Consider the following 14125-nt stretch of genomic DNA (forward strand, 5'->3'; position numbering starts at 1 on the left):
ATCTGGGTGTTTTCTAAGAACTCAGCTTTTGAGCTCAGATTTGGACTCAGGAAGAGAGAACTCAAACCCGATCGCTCGGGCCCCATAGGCCCCTTCACGATAGCGTTCGATGTTCTCTTTGAACCAGTCCTGGATATGGTCGAAGATATGCGCATTGAAGGGCCGGGCATCTTCCTCCGTGATCGGGAGGTGGAACTCGTATTCGGCGCCCTCCTCGATATGCACGATGAAGCTCTCGCCCGCCTTGCGGCAGTGCAGCGCCAGCCGCAACCAGTCCTGCGATTTGGTAACCCGCACGGCCAGGCCAAAAGAGACTGGTCCCAGCGGACGAAAACCGCGCGGCGGGATGGAGAAGGCCTGATCGCCATAGGAGCGCGGCTCAAAGGGACCGGCCGGGGGCACCAGATGCACGCACACGCCATCGCTGGCGCCCAGATAGTCGCAGAGGCCGGAACGGACCTCTTCCGCGAGGCGCCGGATACGGTTGTAGTTCTCCTCCGCCAGGGCCTGATAGACCTCAACAGTGGCGACAAGTTCATCGAAGCGGGACATGGTCAACAGCCTCATTCTGCAGATTGGAGCGGTTCGCTGGCGAGCCTAGCCTCTATGCCTTCCGGCGCCAATCAGGCAGCTGGTCTTCGCGCACCTGCCAGCGGGGTCACTGGCGCCCCGCTCATCCCGGCGACATCCGGCTGCAACGCCAGAGGCAGGGTCGTGCGTGCCATCTCGATGGCGAGCGACGGCGCCGCGCCCTCCCCAAAGCTGCGGAGGAGAACACGGATGGTTTCGAGGAATACGGCTTCCTCCTCGACAATCTGGCCATAGCGCGCGGCAATCGGCCCCACGAGGCCATAGGCCAGGAACACGCCGAGGAAGGTGCCCAGCAGCGCAGCCCCGATCATCGCGCCCAGAATGGCGGGCTCCTGATCAATCGCGCCCATGGTGCGGATGATGCCCAGCACCGCCGCCACAATGCCAAGCGCCGGCAGCGCATCGGCCAGCGTCTGCAGCGCGCCGACTGCCTTGGCCCGCTGCGCCATATGCCCGTCAATGGCCTCCATCATCCGCTGATCCGCCCGCTGAGGATCCGAGAGGTCCAGCGCCATCAGGCGGAAAGCGTCACAGATCAGCGTGCGCGCCGGGGCGTCTTCCAGAATGCGCGGCGCCGCCCGGAAAAGCGCCGACTCCTCCGGCATCTCGATATCGGCTTCGATAGCAACAAAGCCCCGGCGCTTGACAGCCCGCATCAGGGCGCCGGTCAGCGTGAAGAGGTCCGCATAGTCCGCCTTCTTCCAGCGCGCGCCCTTGAAGGCGCGCACAAAGCCGGCAAACGCCTCCCGCGCCACCGCAGGCGAATTTGCCAACATCACCGTGCCAATGGCCGCACCGCCAATCAGCGCCAGCTCAAACGGCAGCGCATGCATGGCGGCCGGCCCGCCCGTCAGCGCCAGGCCGCCTCCCACCAGCAGGAGCACAATGACAAGACCGGCAAGTTGGAGCACCGCGCGTCATTTCCCTTTCAAGACTCAAAAGCTGAGCCTACCCTTCATGCCCGGCGCGTCTTAAAGCCACGTTCACAAGGGGCATATTCGGGCGCACCGCACTCGGCAAAATCCATGGGGAGCGGGAAACATACTCATGCCAGGCACAAATGACCGGCTGCCCGATCAATCCCGCCCGGACCGCCGGGGCGCTTTCATCCTTCTCTTCTTCGCGCTCATGGCCATCGGGGCTGGCAACACCATGCTGCTCGCTGCGGTGCTGCCCCAGCTGACGCGGGAAATGCACATGCCGGACTGGATGGCAGGCGCGGTGTTTTCACTCTCCGCCCTGCTCTGGTCGCTCACTTCCCCCTTCTGGGGTAAGCGCTCCAACATCTGGGGTCGCCGCAAGGTCGCCGCCATTGGCCTGGCAGGCTATGCCGCCTCGATGTTCTTCATCTGGCTGACCGGACGGCTCGCCCTTTCCGGCATCATGACCAACATCATTGCCGTCTTCATTTGCCTCGCGCTGGCCCGCTCTCTGTTTGGCCTGATCGGCTCGGCGGCAAACCCCGCCGCGCAGGCCTATGTGGCTGACCGCACCAGCAAGGCTGAGCGCCAAAGCGAGATTGCGTTCCTTTCCTCCGGCTTCAGCGTAGGCAGCGTCATCGGCCCGGCCTTTGCCGCCGCGCTGGTGGCCTGGGTCGGTATCCTCTCCCCTGCCCTGGTAACCGCGCTGCTGGCGGGCACGATGGCCGCGCTCGTCTGGTGGCGCCTGCCGGAAACCCGCGCGCCGGTGGCCGACGCAGTGAAACTTGAAGCGGAGATCAGCGCCAAGGGCCTCTGGCACTCTGACCGGGTGCTGCCCTTCCTCGTCTATGCCGTAGCCATGTCGCTGGTCACCGGCGTGCTGACCCAGGTGTTCGTCTTCGCCGTGATGGATAAGCTCGGTGTCGCGGGCCGGGAAGCGGCGCAATACACGGGCCCGGCCTTCACCGTGGGCGCGGTAGCCGTGCTGCTCGCCCAGCTCGTGATCATTCCGCGCCTGCATCTGCGCAACAAGACGCTGATGTGGGTGGGCTGTGTGCCGCTGCTGATGGGCACACTGATGATTGTCTTCGCCAATGATTTTGCGAGCCTCATCCTGTCACAATTCCTGATCGGCCTTGGCCAGGGCCTTGCCCGGCCCGGTTTCTCCAGCGGCGCCTCCCTCGCCGTCTCGCCCCAGCTTCAGGGCAATGTCGCCGGCCTCGTCATCTCCGCCAATGGCATGGGCTATATCGTAACGCCCTTTTTCGGTCTGTTCTTCTACGAATATGTCAGCCGCGAGCTGCCGTTCTATCTCTGCGCCGGCATGCTGATCGCAATGTTCCTCTATGCCCGGTTCGGCATGAAAGACGGGCTGGGCGAGATCCGGGAAGACGACTGACGCCGCCCCCGGTGCCCAAGCCTAATTGATGGCCGGCGCGCCTGAGCGGACAGCCGCCAGCATTTCCTTGGTGGGATAGCCATCTGCCAGGAAGCCGCGTGCTTTCTGAAAGTTCTGCAGCGCCGTCTTGGTCCGCCGGCCAGCAATCCCGTCAGCGGTGCCCGCATCATAGCCCAGGGCATTGAGGCCGTCCTGGAGGTCACGGATTTCAACCACCGTCAGCGGCGCCAGATGTTTCGGCCAGGCGGCCACCGGGCCACCCTTGCCGATGATCATGTCCCCGGAAAGCCCCACTGCCAGCGCGTAGGAGTCGGCACGGTTATAGGTCTTGAACACGTTGAAGTTCTTGAACAGCAGGAATTTCGGCCCGCTGGCCCCGGCCGGCAGCCAGAACTCGGCAAAATCGGCCCCTCCGGTGTCGAAAGCGCCGCCCCGGATCGGGGAAAGCCCCGCAGCTACCCAGGTCGCCATCCGGCGCTCACTGCCATCCGCCAGGCTGAAATCAAACCCTTCGGGTGTCAGCACCTCAATTCCCCAAGGCTGGCCCTTCATGTATCCGGAACGGGCAAGATAATTGGCTGCTGAAGCGAGCGCATCTGCCTCGCTTTTCCAGACATCCTTGCGGCCATCACCATCAAAGTCGACCGCGTGGGCCACATAGGTTGACGGCATGAACTGGGTCTGCCCCATCGCCCCGGCCCAGCCGGCGATCAAATCACCCCTGAGAGCATCGCCATCCTTCAGGATTTTCATCAGAGCATAGAGTTCGGATTCGGCAAGACTGCGCCGCCGGCCTTCCACCGCCATGTTGGCCAGCGCGTTGGCCGCGTCATCCCGGCCAATGAAGCCGCCGAAATTCGTCTCCATCCCCCAGATCGCCAGCAGCGCCGAGCGGTCGACCCCATAGGCCGCCTCAATAGCGTCCAGGGTCGCGCGGGTGGAGGCGAGTTTCTGCTGGCCCTGGGTGATCCGGGTATTGCCCAGCGGCGTTGCCAGATAGTCCCAGATCGGCTTGGCAAATTCGGCCTGATCACTCGGCGCCGTCTGGGTCTGCAACGTGTCGGCAGTGCCCAGCCACATCGTGATCGGGCTGATATTCTCCAGCAACGACTTCACGAGTGCCCGATCATTGCCAGCGGCCATCGCACGGGCGGAAAAATCATCCCGCCAGGCATCCATGGCGGCATGGCCGGAAGATTTATAGACAATTGGCCCGGTTTCCGGCGCCGGAGAGGGCGTTCCCGTCACCGGGGGCTTGGGCGAAGGCGCTTGAGGCCCGGCGGCGCAGGAGGCCAGCGCCCCGCAGACAATGGCAATTCCCATCCATTTTGAACGGGCCAGTCCTGTGATAATCATGGCCTTTGCCCCTTTGGCGGCCTTCTCGCCGCAGTTACCGTCCTTGACTCGGCTATCCGGATTCATTACGCGCTCCGCTTTCCCAATTCCTAAACGTTCCAGGCCAGACCCATGAAAGTCCGCTCGTCTCTCAAATCGCTCAAGTCGCGTCACCGCGACTGCAAGATCGTGCGCCGTAAGGGCCGGGTCTATGTGATCAACAAAACCGACCCGCGTTTCAAAGCGAAACAAGGCTGACCCTTAGATGAACAGGGATTGAGGCGGCACCATGACAGCCCGCATCGCCCTGTTTGATTTAGGTGGCGTCCTCCTCGATTGGTCGCCTGCGCGGCTTTATTCCCAGATCTTCAGCAACGCGGCTGAAGCGGACCGGTTCCTTGCCGAAGTATGCACCATGGCGTGGCATACCGAGCATGACCGCGGCGTCAGCTTTGCCGACAATGCCGCCCCGCTGATCGCACAATATCCCCAATACGAATCCCAGATCCGCGCCTGGCACAGCCGCTGGGGCGACATGTTCGGCGGCTATATCACCGGCACCGACCGTCTCGTGGAAATGCTGTTCGGCCGCGAAGTGCCCCTTTATGGGCTCTCCAACATGCCCGCGGAAATCTGGCCCCAGATGTTGGACATGTTTCCGGCCCTTCATCGTTTCCGCGACATCGTGGTTTCCGGCCAGATCGGCCTGATCAAGCCAGACCCGGCCGTCTTCCATTATGCCCGCACCCGCATGGGTGATCCCGATCCCGGTGAGGTGCTGTTCATCGACGACCTGCCCCGGAATATCGCGATGGCAGACGCGCTGGGCTACCAGACCCACCTGTTTACCGGCGCTGCGCGGCTTGAAAGCGAGCTGATCCGCCAGGGACTTCTCTGACCATCAGGGGCTTCCATGACAGTTGATCTGAAGGTGGGCGTTGCCGGCGGCCGCCGGCGCGTCATATTGGAAACCATGATCAAGCAGCTTCTCCCTGCCCTTCTGCTGTTTGCGCTGGCGCCGCTGGCGCAGGCTTTTCCGTCCGACGAGATGTTCGAAAAGCTGAAAGCGGCCGAGGATGAGGCGATCGCGGCCGATGTCGCTGACGATATCTGGGCCAGCTGGCTGGAATCAGGCTCGCCCAGCGCAGATCTCGTGATGCGCCGGGCGGCCGAAGCGCTGGCCTATGGCGAAACGGAGCTTGCGCGCGACCTGCTGGACCGGGTGATCCTCATGCGGCCGGACTTTGCCGAAGCCTGGCACCGGCGCGCGGGCATCTTCCTGTCGGAAGAAAACTATTCCGAAGCGCTGCGGGACCTGAACCAGGCCCTGGAGGCAGAACCCCGGCATTTCGGCGCCTGGCTCGGCATGGGCTTTGTCCTCGAACAACTTGGCGGGGAAGCCGAAGCACTCGACAGCTACCGGGAAGCGCTGAAAATCTATCCGCTGATGCCGCAGGCCAAGGCGGCCGAGGCACGCCTCACGCTGAAGGCCGAAGGCCTGGAGCTTTGAAACCCATGCTCACCGTATCCCTCGTGGCCCTGTCGGGCCTCGGCCTTGGCGCCTGTGTCTCCAGTCTGGCCTATACCTCGAAGGTTGAAGCGGCCTACCCGGCTGAGGGGCAGCTGGTCGAGGTCAAGGGTCACGGTGTTCACGTCATCACACGGGGCCCAGAAACCGCGCCGGTTGTGCTGATGATCCATGGCGCCAGCGCAAATGCCCGCGAATTCACCTGGACGCTGGCCCCGCGCCTGGAAATGGATTTGCGCGTGTTGATGGCAGACCGGCCGGGGCATGGCTATTCCGAACGCTTTGACGGCGCCGATGCCCTTGCCGCCCAGGCAGGCCAGATGGCCGGTCTGCTGGATCAGATGGCACCGGGAGGCAAGGCTACCATCGTGGGCCATTCCTTCGGCGGCGCCGTGGCCCTGCGGCTGGCGCTCGACCGGCCCGACCTTGTCTCCGGCCTGGTGCTGCTGGCGCCCGTCACCCATGACTGGGGCGAAGCTGAAGGCGGCACCGCCTGGTACAATTCCTTCGCCGCCAATCCGGTGTTCGGGCCGGTCTTCTCGCAGCTTGCCCCGATAGCCGGGCCAGCGCAGATGAAAAACGGCATTTCCGGCGTCTTCGCCCCGGCGCCCACCCCGCTTGGATACTTTGAAAACTCCGGCATCGGGCTTTTCCTGCGCCCGCCAAACTTCCGCGCCAATGCCGAGGATATGACCCGGCTGAAGCAGGAACTGGCCGAACAATCCCGGCGCTATGGCGAACTTGCAGTGCCCATCACCGTATTTTCCGGCAGCAAGGATACGGTCGTTTCACCAAAACTTCATACCGCCCGGCTCAAGAAACAGGTTCCCATCGAACTAGTGATCCTGCCAGACGAGGGACATATGCCCCATCATGGCGAAGGCAGCGCTGTAGCCGGCGCCATCCGGCGGCTGGCCTTTAGCAGCTCGACAAGATGACCTGCTCAAGACCGACCCTCTTGTCACCTATTTGGTGATTTTCTTTACCTGACGCACAAATCATGTAAAGAAATCCGGAATTTCTTTACATGAGGTGGCGTGTGCCAAAGCCGACATATCCGCTTCCGGACCTACCCCCGCCCTTCAATTTTGACACAGTTCCGATTTTGCGAGCACTCGCAAAAGCAAACCGCGCACTTGCCGAATTAAAAGGGGCCGCCAAGGCAATCCCCAATCAGGGAATCCTGATCGATACTCTTGTTCTGCAGGAGGCTAAGGCAAGTTCCGAAATAGAGAACATTGTTACAACCCATGATGAACTTTTCAGGGTTGGCTTGTTTCCCGAAACTCCTGGGTCTCCGGCAGCTAAAGAGGTCGCGTTATACAGTGATGCTCTCAAGCGAGGGTACGACAATCTGCTAGAGAATGGTCTTATTACAAACAGATCCCTGATTGAGATGTTTCAACTTCTCAAGGGCAGATCAGACGGATTTCGGGCAACTCCAGGAACAGAACTCCGAAACGAGTTGACGGGACAAACCGTCTACGTTCCCCCACAGTCTCTCGCTGAGATTACGAGACAAATGAAATCCCTTGAATCCTTTATAAACACAGGTGACGGATCGGAGCTGGACCCGCTCATTCGAATGGCTGTCATTCACCACCAGTTCGAGAGCATACACCCTTTTCCAGATGGGAACGGTCGAATAGGGCGCATACTGAACGTACTTTACCTTACGCAGACCGGCTTGCTCGACATCCCTATCCTGTACCTCAGCCGGTACATCACCCGCTCAAAGGGGGAATATTACCGGCTGCTGCAAGCTGTCCGCAATGAAGGCGCATGGCAGGACTGGGTGCTTTATATGCTGCAAGGGGTAGAGAACACCGCCCAAACGACCCTCAAACTTGTGGAGGGGCTGCACCAATTGATGGCCAGCTACAAACAGCGTATCCGAAGCAATCTTCCGAAAATCTATTCGCAGGATCTCTTGAACAATTTGTTCAGGCATCCCTATACGCGGATCGAGTATGTTATGCAGGAGCTGGGCGTCAGCCGGCCTACAGCTACACGATACCTGATGCTTCTCGCCGAGGCTGGATTTGTCTCAAAGCATGAGTCTGGCCGCAATCATTATTACGTGAATCAGCCGCTCGTGGACATGTTCCTGCAAGTATCTGATGGAACATGACTCGCCATCTGCTCTTCACATGCCTGACGGCTGGCCTTTAGCCGCCAGACCCGCTAATAGCCTTCCTTTCGCCTCAGCCCGGAAAGGACACCCCATGGACGACAGCTTTGAGCTGACCAAAATCGACGAAACCACCCGGGAAAAGCTCCGCCAGACCGTCGCCAAGATCGAGCGGCTGGAAGAGGAGAAAAAGGAGGTCGCCGAGCAGATCAAGGAAGTCTATGCCGAGGCCAAGGCGATTGGCTTTGACACCAAGGCCCTGCGCCAGGTGATCCGCCTCCGGAAGATCGAGCGTGCCGAGCGCGAGGAACAGGAAATGATCCTGGAAACCTATCTCATTGCCCTTGGCGAGGCCTGAGACCAGAGGGACAATTGCGGCAACGGGCAAATTCGTCTGATGTGATCGCATGGCCAGAGAAGTCGATGAGCGCAAGAAGCGCGCGGCCCTGAGAAAGCTGCGAAAAGCCGCGATGCTGGCCGAAAAGGGCCTCGGGCCGCCCTTGTCGGACTGGGAACGCGAATTTCTCGAGGAGGTCGAAGGCCGGATCGAGAAATTCGGCTCCGCCTTTGCCGATCCCATGAAGGGCGCCGAAGGCGAGGCCCTCTCCAGCCTGCAGCAGGCAAAACTGCGCGAGATTGACAAGAAAGCCCGTGGCAAGCCCAGCCGCGGCCTGCAGACGCGCAAACCGATGGGCATGAAGCGCAAGCCTTTCCCGCGCGCACGCGACCCTGAAGCTGAAGCCGAAGTGCCTGAAACGGCGCCCGAGCCGCCCGCCAAGCCGAAACCCACCCTCGTGCCCGCCTCCAGCCTGTCCCCGCCAGAGCCCGGCAAGATCACCCGGCTGCGCCAGACAAAGCCCCGCCTGACGGTGATCGAGGGCGGCGCAAAAAAAACTGAAAACTGACCAGCGTTTCAGACGTATAGTCAGGTATGACCGATCTGACCGCACCCGCCCTCCCCCACAGCCTGCTCGTCACCGGCGCCTCTACCGGTATCGGAGAGGCCTGCGCCCGCCACATGGCCGCTAGAGGCTGGACCGTGTTTGCCGGGGTGCGCAGCCAGAAAGACGCGGACGCCTTGAAACAAGGCGCTGCCGGCGATCTGCGCCCGGTCATTCTGGATGTTACCCGGCCTGAACAGGTCGACGCGGCGGCCGGCAAAATCAGCGCCGCCCTTGGTAATCGGCGCCTCTCCGGCCTCGTCAACAATGCCGGCATTGCCAAGATGGGGCCGCTGGCGATCCAGCCGCTGGAGGATTTCGAGGCGCATTTCAACGTCAATGTGTTCGGCCTGCTGCGCGTGACGCAGGCCTTCGTGCCGCTTCTTGGCAGCGATCCGGCGCGCGAAGGCCCGCCCGGCCGGATCGTGACGATCACATCTGTCGGCGGCAGGATCGCCGCGCCTTTTCTCGGCGCTTACACCGCCACCAAACATGCAAATGAGGCGATGACCGACACGCTGCGCCGCGAACTGGCGATCTATGGCATCGATGCCATCGCCGTCGGCCCCGGCTCGGTGCGCACGCCTATCTGGGACAAGGCCGAAAAGGACAATGAAGGCGGCCTCTATTCCGGAAGCGATTGGGAAAAGCCTTTGGAAATTTTCGAAGAGACCATGCTGAAAGGCGGCAAGACGGGCTTGCCGCCTCAGAAGATCGCCAAAGTCGTTGAAGACGCGCTCAGCAATCCCAGGCCCAAGGCCCGCTACGCCCCGGTCCCAGACAAGCTGACCAACTTCACCATCGCAAGCCGCCTGCCCAAACGCTGGCTTGATGCAATTTTCATCAAGCGCTTTGGGCTGAAGAAGAAATAACGCTCCTCTTTTCCACTTCGTGAGAGCGGGGGAGCGGTAAATCCGGCGCTCAAAAAACGCACGCCCCCGGAGCAAAACAAAGACACAGAGGGGCGGCGCCCGAAGGGCTCAGCGACCCGCCGGGCAATTTCCGAAATTAGCCTGCCCTGCCGATGCGGCGGCGTTGGACGCTGGAGGGAATGTTGAGGCTTTCGCGATATTTCGCCACCGTGCGGCGGGCAATTTCGATCCCGAATCCGGTGAGGATTTCCACGATCTGGTCGTCCGAGAGCACATCTTCGGGCGCTTCTTCATCGATCAGTTGCTTGATCCGGTGGCGGACAGCTTCGGCCGAATGGGCCTCCCCGCCGCCGGTCGCAGGGATGGAGGCAGAGAAGAAGTATTTGAATTCGAAAAGGCCCCGCGGGGTGGCCATGTATTTGTTCGTGGTTACCCGGCTGACAGTGGATTCGTGCATCTCGATGGCATCGGCCACCTGTTTGAGATTGAGAGGCCGCAGATGCGCCACGCCATGGGCGAAGAACCCGTCCTGCTGGCGGACAATCTCGCTGGCCACCTTCAGGATCGTGCGGGCACGCTGGTCGAGAGACTTTACCAGCCAGCTGGCCGAAGCGGCACATTCGGAGATGAATTCCTTCTCCTTCTCGCGCATCGGCAAGGCCGTCACCTCAGCATAATAGGCCTTGTCCATCAGCACGCGGGGCAGATTGTCGGAATTGAGTTCGACGGCAAACATGCCATTGGGCAGTTCACGGACATACACATCCGGCGCCACGGCAACGGTTGTGTCGCTGGAAAAACCCGCGCCCGGTTTGGGCGACAGCTGGCGCAGTTCCAGAAGCATGTCCTGGATGTCGGCCTTGTCGACCCCGCAGACGTCCATCAGCGCTTTCATGTCATGCTTGGCAACGAAGTGGAGGTTATCCAGCATCGCCTGCATCGCCGGGTCGAGCCGCCCGCGATCCTTCAGCTGCAGGGCCAGGCATTCAGGCACGGAGCGGGCCATCACGCCGGTCGGGTCAAAGCCCTGGCAAACGGTCAGCACCGCCTCGACATTGGCAATGTCAGCGCCCAGCGCCTTGGCAACATCCTCCAGCGGCGCGCGCAGATAGCCCGTCTCGTCCATCTCATCGATCAGGCGCGCGGCAATCAGCCGGTCAGCTGCCGAAAGGCCCGCAAAGCTGAGCTGGGAATGGAGATGCTCGTGCAGCGTCACATCACCGGAAACATTGGCCGCATAGTCGAATTCTTCAGAGGCCGGACCATTGGAAGCGCCTGACCAGTCGGTGGTGGCAGAAGGCCCGCGCGCATCGGCGGCCAGGCCGGCATCAGAGCCGGTGCCCGGCTCGAACACATCTTCGCCCGGCGCGTCCAGCTGGTCCCGCGCTTCTCCGAGGCCAGAGCGTTCGTCCAGCGTCAGCTGCTCGCGGCTCTTGGGATCGCTCACTTCGGTGGTGGCAGGGCCGCCTTCATCCTCGATCTTCACGAGCAGCGGATTGCGCTCCAGTTCGGCCTCGATGAATTCGGAAAGTTCCTGGTTCGACAGCTGAAGAAGTTTGATCGCCTGCTGAAGCTGCGGCGTCATTACCAGGGACTGGCCCTGGCGCATGTCGAGTGACTGTTTCATGGCCATAGGCCGCGCCCCCTGAGATCAAGCGGCGAACTGCTCACCCAGATAGACCCTGCGCACATCCTCATTCTTCAGCACATCCTCTGGCGTGCCGGTGAACAGAACTTCACCATCATACATGACATAAGCCCGATCGACGATCTGGAGCGTTTCACGCACCTGGTGATCCGTGATCAGAACACCCAGGCCGCGTTGCTTCAGATAGCGGACTAGTTCGGAAATGTCGGAAATGGCGAGCGGGTCGATGCCGGTGAACGGTTCGTCCAGTAGCATGAAGCTTGGACGAGACGCGAGCGCGCGGGCGATCTCCACGCGCCGCCGTTCACCGCCCGACAGGGAGGTGGCTGGCTGGTTGCGCAGATGTTCGACATGCAACTCGCTGAGCAGGCCATCGACCTGTGCCATCCGCGCCGCCCGGTCTTTCTCGACCAGTTCCGCCACGGCGAGCACATTCTCCTCTACAGTCATCCCCCGGAAGATTGACGCTTCCTGCGGAAGATACCCCACGCCCAGACGGGCGCGCTGATACATCGGAAGGCGGGTCACATCCTCGCCATCGATGGAAATGGAACCGGAATCGGCTCCGATCAGCCCCATGATCATGTAGAAGCAGGTGGTCTTGCCGGCCCCGTTGGGTCCAAGCAGGCCGACGACTTCTCCCCGCGCAAGGGAGAGCGAAACATCGCGCACAACCTGACGCTTGCCAAAGGCCTTGGCGAGGTTGCTGACGACAAGGCCTTCGGCCGGTTCGCTCATGATCTGGTCATTCCCTTTACGTGGAGCGGTATCGCCGCCCTCTGCTACCCTAGACCGTCATGCTTAAGATCGGCTTCAGGATTCCGTCAAAATTCACCGGTTCGCCTGTGATTGGGTCTCCGGATCGATCACCATGCGGGTGCGCCCGCCGCCGCCTTCCAGCGTAGTGCGGCGATTGCCGATCTCCATCTTCAGACGCTGGCCCTCGGCCACGTCCCGGTCGCGCATCAGGGCCACATTGCCGGTCATGGTGATGGTATCGGTGGCCAGCTCATAAACCCCGCGGTCACCCTTCGCCTTCAGCTCGGGGGTGACGTAATAGACGTTCCCCTCGGCCACGATCGACTGGACCTCGCCAAAACCGGCCGCCACGCCCTGGGCGCTGGCGCCGGGGGCCGGCTGGCCGGTGAAGAGGATGGTGACGGTATCGGCCCGCAGGCGCGCTGTGCCCTGGCGGATATCGACATTGCCCACCAGCAGCACCTTGCGCTCCCGCTCGAGGCTCTCGGTCCGCTCGGAATTGATATAGATCGGCCCCCCCTCCGAAGAGATCTGCGCATGGGCTGGCACGCCCATCAAAAGGCCAAGCACAAGGCCGATACCGGCTGCCTTAAGGAGTGCCATCTTATTCACCTTCATGCGTTCCTGCCGATGGTTCGGACTTGCTGGGATAAATCACTGTCTGGACATTGCCCATGAAGACGATGCGGTCACCGCCATCAAGGATTTCATACGAGTCTGCCCGGATATCTCCAAGAGGGCCCCTGCCCTGCAAGGGCGAAAGGCCTTCCACACGGTCTTCGGCGACGTGCAGCCGGGCGCCCTGCGAATTGAAAATGTAACCGGCTGCATCCGAGATCCGCACATCTTCATACAGCTCCAGAATGCCGGTATCGCGGTCATAAAAGCCTGACGGGGCCTGAACTTCAGAGCCCTTCGAATCGCGCAGCACCGGGCCGATCAGGTCAACGGCCCCCTCGCGGGAGCGGCGGCGCTTGGCGGCTTCAGCCGTGATCGTGAAGATCTCGCCAGCCGCATCGCGCCCGGTAAAGCGAGGATTGATCATGGTCACGGCCTGGGTGTCGTCTACCGGCGGGGGGCGGCTTTCCTGATTGATGGCGCTGCGCACGATATAGCCGAGGAACAGGCCAATGGAGATGGCGGCAGCCGCCACCAGCACATAACGCAGATACTTCACCCGCGAAGACCGGCGCCGCGCCTGCGCCAGCGTCAGCTGCCGCCTGGGCGCCCAGAGCGAGATCGGATCATTGTGGCGGGTTGCGTCCATGGAGGCGGGCAAAATCCGGCTAAACTGCAGTCAACCGGGAGTCTTACCCGTGATGTCCGCGCTGTGAAAGCACGAGAAGGCAGGTATTGGCGGGACTTTGCTCAGCTGTGAGCAAAAATATCCTCGTCCGGCCATCCTGCCAGGTCGAGCTCGGCCCGCACCGGCAGGAAGGCAAAGCAGGCCTCGGCGAGTTCCTTGCGGCCCTCGCGCTCCAGCATGGCCTCAAGACCCGCCTTGATCTGGTGCAGATACAGCACATCGCTGGCAGCATACTGGATCTGGGCGTCGGTCAGCTTGTCCTGGCCCCAATCGGAGCTCTGCTGGGCCTTGGACATGTCCACGCCCGCCACTTCGCGGGCCACATCCTTCAGGCCATGCTTGTCGGTATAGGTCCGCGCCAGGCGCGAGGCGATCTTGGTACACCAGATCGGCGCGCAGGTGATGCCCATCCAGCGCTTCATCATAACCACATCAAAGCGGGCGAAGTGGAAGATCTTCAGCACCTTGGGATCGGTCAGCAGCGCCTTGAGGTTCGGGCAATCATAATCGCGGCTCAGCTGCACGATGTGCGCCTTGCCGTCGCCGGCCGAAATCTGCACGAGGGTGAGATTATCCCGCAGGGGGTTCAGGCCCATCGCCTCGGTATCGACGGCGATCACGGGGCCAAGGTCGAGACCTTCGGGAAGGTCGCCCTTATGGAGGGTGATCTGATTCATATAGCGGCCCTTATCACG

General features: G+C 61.7%; 17 protein-coding genes. 9 read left to right on the forward strand and 8 right to left on the reverse strand.

All coding sequences use genetic code 11. The annotated features are described in order from the left end of the window. Positions 1 to 21 precede the first annotated feature (21 nt). Positions 22 to 552 carry a hypothetical protein gene (locus tag ACQKI2_RS11560; protein ID WP_427379823.1) on the reverse strand — a complete coding sequence of 177 codons (531 nt, stop codon included), beginning with the start codon at positions 550 to 552 and terminating at the stop codon, positions 22 to 24. A gap of 71 nt (positions 553 to 623) precedes the next feature. Further along, a complete protein-coding gene (locus ACQKI2_RS11565; protein WP_427379824.1) occupies positions 624 to 1502 on the reverse strand; it encodes a motility-associated protein in 879 nt (292 codons plus the stop codon). A gap of 136 nt (positions 1503 to 1638) precedes the next feature. Here ACQKI2_RS11565 and ACQKI2_RS11570 point away from each other — a divergent pair, with 136 nt between their 5' ends. Beyond that, the gene (locus ACQKI2_RS11570) at positions 1639 to 2910 is read left to right on the forward strand and encodes an MFS transporter (protein ID WP_427379825.1); all 1272 of its coding nucleotides are present in this window, start codon (positions 1639 to 1641) and stop codon (positions 2908 to 2910) included. A 21-nt stretch (positions 2911 to 2931) separates the two neighbouring features. Here ACQKI2_RS11570 and ACQKI2_RS11575 read toward each other — a convergent pair whose 3' ends face one another. Beyond that, the gene (locus tag ACQKI2_RS11575) at positions 2932 to 4266 is read right to left on the reverse strand and encodes a lytic murein transglycosylase (RefSeq protein WP_427379826.1); all 1335 of its coding nucleotides are present in this window, start codon (positions 4264 to 4266) and stop codon (positions 2932 to 2934) included. Positions 4267 to 4377: 111 nt separating this feature from the next. On the opposite strand from ACQKI2_RS11575, the gene ykgO reads away from it, so the two are divergent. The 8 genes from ykgO (at position 4378) to ACQKI2_RS11615 (ending at position 9717) form a co-directional block, all read left to right on the forward strand. Continuing rightward, positions 4378 to 4503 (forward strand): type B 50S ribosomal protein L36, encoded by a 126-nt coding sequence (ykgO, locus tag ACQKI2_RS11580; protein ID WP_011648318.1) that lies wholly within the window; start codon positions 4378 to 4380, stop codon positions 4501 to 4503. A 31-nt stretch (positions 4504 to 4534) separates the two neighbouring features. Next, positions 4535 to 5143 (forward strand): HAD family hydrolase, encoded by a 609-nt coding sequence (locus ACQKI2_RS11585; RefSeq protein ID WP_427379827.1) that lies wholly within the window; start codon positions 4535 to 4537, stop codon positions 5141 to 5143. Positions 5144 to 5158: 15 nt separating this feature from the next. Beyond that, positions 5159 to 5755 carry a tetratricopeptide repeat protein gene (locus tag ACQKI2_RS11590; RefSeq protein WP_427379828.1) on the forward strand — a complete coding sequence of 199 codons (597 nt, stop codon included), beginning with the start codon at positions 5159 to 5161 and terminating at the stop codon, positions 5753 to 5755. A gap of 5 nt (positions 5756 to 5760) precedes the next feature. Beyond that, positions 5761 to 6711, forward strand: coding sequence for an alpha/beta fold hydrolase (locus tag ACQKI2_RS11595; RefSeq protein WP_427379829.1), 951 nt, complete (start codon positions 5761 to 5763; stop codon positions 6709 to 6711). A 101-nt stretch (positions 6712 to 6812) separates the two neighbouring features. Beyond that, on the forward strand, positions 6813 to 7904 hold the full coding sequence (locus tag ACQKI2_RS11600; protein WP_427379830.1) for a Fic family protein: 1092 nt from the start codon (positions 6813 to 6815) through the stop codon (positions 7902 to 7904). A 94-nt stretch (positions 7905 to 7998) separates the two neighbouring features. Continuing rightward, positions 7999 to 8262: a DUF2312 domain-containing protein gene (locus ACQKI2_RS11605; RefSeq protein ID WP_199285915.1), complete on the forward strand. Its 264-nt coding sequence runs from the start codon at positions 7999 to 8001 to the stop codon at positions 8260 to 8262. A gap of 49 nt (positions 8263 to 8311) precedes the next feature. After that, a complete protein-coding gene (locus ACQKI2_RS11610; protein ID WP_427379831.1) occupies positions 8312 to 8809 on the forward strand; it encodes a hypothetical protein in 498 nt (165 codons plus the stop codon). Between the two features lie 26 nt (positions 8810 to 8835). Then, positions 8836 to 9717 (forward strand): SDR family oxidoreductase, encoded by an 882-nt coding sequence (locus ACQKI2_RS11615; RefSeq protein ID WP_427379832.1) that lies wholly within the window; start codon positions 8836 to 8838, stop codon positions 9715 to 9717. Positions 9718 to 9853: 136 nt separating this feature from the next. On the opposite strand, the gene rpoN is transcribed toward ACQKI2_RS11615, so the two are convergent. The 5 genes from rpoN to ACQKI2_RS11640 all read right to left on the reverse strand — a co-directional run bounded on the left by rpoN (position 9854) and on the right by ACQKI2_RS11640 (position 14107). Beyond that, entirely contained in the window at positions 9854 to 11350 is a 1497-nt protein-coding gene (gene rpoN, locus ACQKI2_RS11620; RefSeq protein WP_427379833.1) for an RNA polymerase factor sigma-54, read from the reverse strand. A gap of 18 nt (positions 11351 to 11368) precedes the next feature. Next, entirely contained in the window at positions 11369 to 12103 is a 735-nt protein-coding gene (lptB, locus tag ACQKI2_RS11625; protein ID WP_051612506.1) for an LPS export ABC transporter ATP-binding protein, read from the reverse strand. A 93-nt stretch (positions 12104 to 12196) separates the two neighbouring features. Continuing rightward, positions 12197 to 12727, reverse strand: a complete 531-nt coding sequence (locus tag ACQKI2_RS11630) for an LptA/OstA family protein (RefSeq protein ID WP_427379834.1) — start codon at positions 12725 to 12727, stop codon at positions 12197 to 12199. 1 nt (position 12728) lies between these two features. Beyond that, positions 12729 to 13391, reverse strand: a complete 663-nt coding sequence (lptC, locus tag ACQKI2_RS11635; protein ID WP_427379835.1) for an LPS export ABC transporter periplasmic protein LptC — start codon at positions 13389 to 13391, stop codon at positions 12729 to 12731. A 101-nt stretch (positions 13392 to 13492) separates the two neighbouring features. Beyond that, on the reverse strand, positions 13493 to 14107 hold the full coding sequence (locus ACQKI2_RS11640; RefSeq protein ID WP_427379836.1) for a ribonuclease D: 615 nt from the start codon (positions 14105 to 14107) through the stop codon (positions 13493 to 13495). Positions 14108 to 14125: the final 18 nt, after the last annotated feature.

This window comes from Hyphomonas sp. NPDC076881, assembly GCF_050269995.1.
In the GTDB taxonomy this organism is placed as follows: Bacteria; Pseudomonadota; Alphaproteobacteria; order Caulobacterales; family Hyphomonadaceae; genus Hyphomonas.

Excerpts from the sequence above, each read along its gene's own strand:
- ACQKI2_RS11585 (WP_427379827.1), top strand. The coding sequence starts at position 4,535 with ATGACAGCCCGCATCGCCCTGTTTGATTTAGGTGGCGTCCTCCTCGAT.
- ACQKI2_RS11610 (WP_427379831.1), top strand. The coding sequence starts at position 8,312 with ATGGCCAGAGAAGTCGATGAGCGCAAGAAGCGCGCGGCCCTGAGAAAG.
- ACQKI2_RS11615 (WP_427379832.1), top strand. The coding sequence starts at position 8,836 with ATGACCGATCTGACCGCACCCGCCCTCCCCCACAGCCTGCTCGTCACC.
- ACQKI2_RS11590 (WP_427379828.1), top strand. The coding sequence starts at position 5,159 with ATGACAGTTGATCTGAAGGTGGGCGTTGCCGGCGGCCGCCGGCGCGTC.
- ACQKI2_RS11630 (WP_427379834.1), bottom strand. The coding sequence starts at position 12,727 with ATGGCACTCCTTAAGGCAGCCGGTATCGGCCTTGTGCTTGGCCTTTTG.
- lptC (WP_427379835.1), bottom strand. The coding sequence starts at position 13,391 with ATGGACGCAACCCGCCACAATGATCCGATCTCGCTCTGGGCGCCCAGG.
- ACQKI2_RS11605 (WP_199285915.1), top strand. The coding sequence starts at position 7,999 with ATGGACGACAGCTTTGAGCTGACCAAAATCGACGAAACCACCCGGGAA.
- ACQKI2_RS11570 (WP_427379825.1), top strand. The coding sequence starts at position 1,639 with ATGCCAGGCACAAATGACCGGCTGCCCGATCAATCCCGCCCGGACCGC.
- ykgO (WP_011648318.1), top strand. The coding sequence starts at position 4,378 with ATGAAAGTCCGCTCGTCTCTCAAATCGCTCAAGTCGCGTCACCGCGAC.
- ACQKI2_RS11595 (WP_427379829.1), top strand. The coding sequence starts at position 5,761 with ATGCTCACCGTATCCCTCGTGGCCCTGTCGGGCCTCGGCCTTGGCGCC.
- lptB (WP_051612506.1), bottom strand. The coding sequence starts at position 12,103 with ATGAGCGAACCGGCCGAAGGCCTTGTCGTCAGCAACCTCGCCAAGGCC.
- ACQKI2_RS11640 (WP_427379836.1), bottom strand. The coding sequence starts at position 14,107 with ATGAATCAGATCACCCTCCATAAGGGCGACCTTCCCGAAGGTCTCGAC.
- rpoN (WP_427379833.1), bottom strand. The coding sequence starts at position 11,350 with ATGGCCATGAAACAGTCACTCGACATGCGCCAGGGCCAGTCCCTGGTA.
- ACQKI2_RS11575 (WP_427379826.1), bottom strand. The coding sequence starts at position 4,266 with ATGATTATCACAGGACTGGCCCGTTCAAAATGGATGGGAATTGCCATT.
- ACQKI2_RS11560 (WP_427379823.1), bottom strand. The coding sequence starts at position 552 with ATGTCCCGCTTCGATGAACTTGTCGCCACTGTTGAGGTCTATCAGGCC.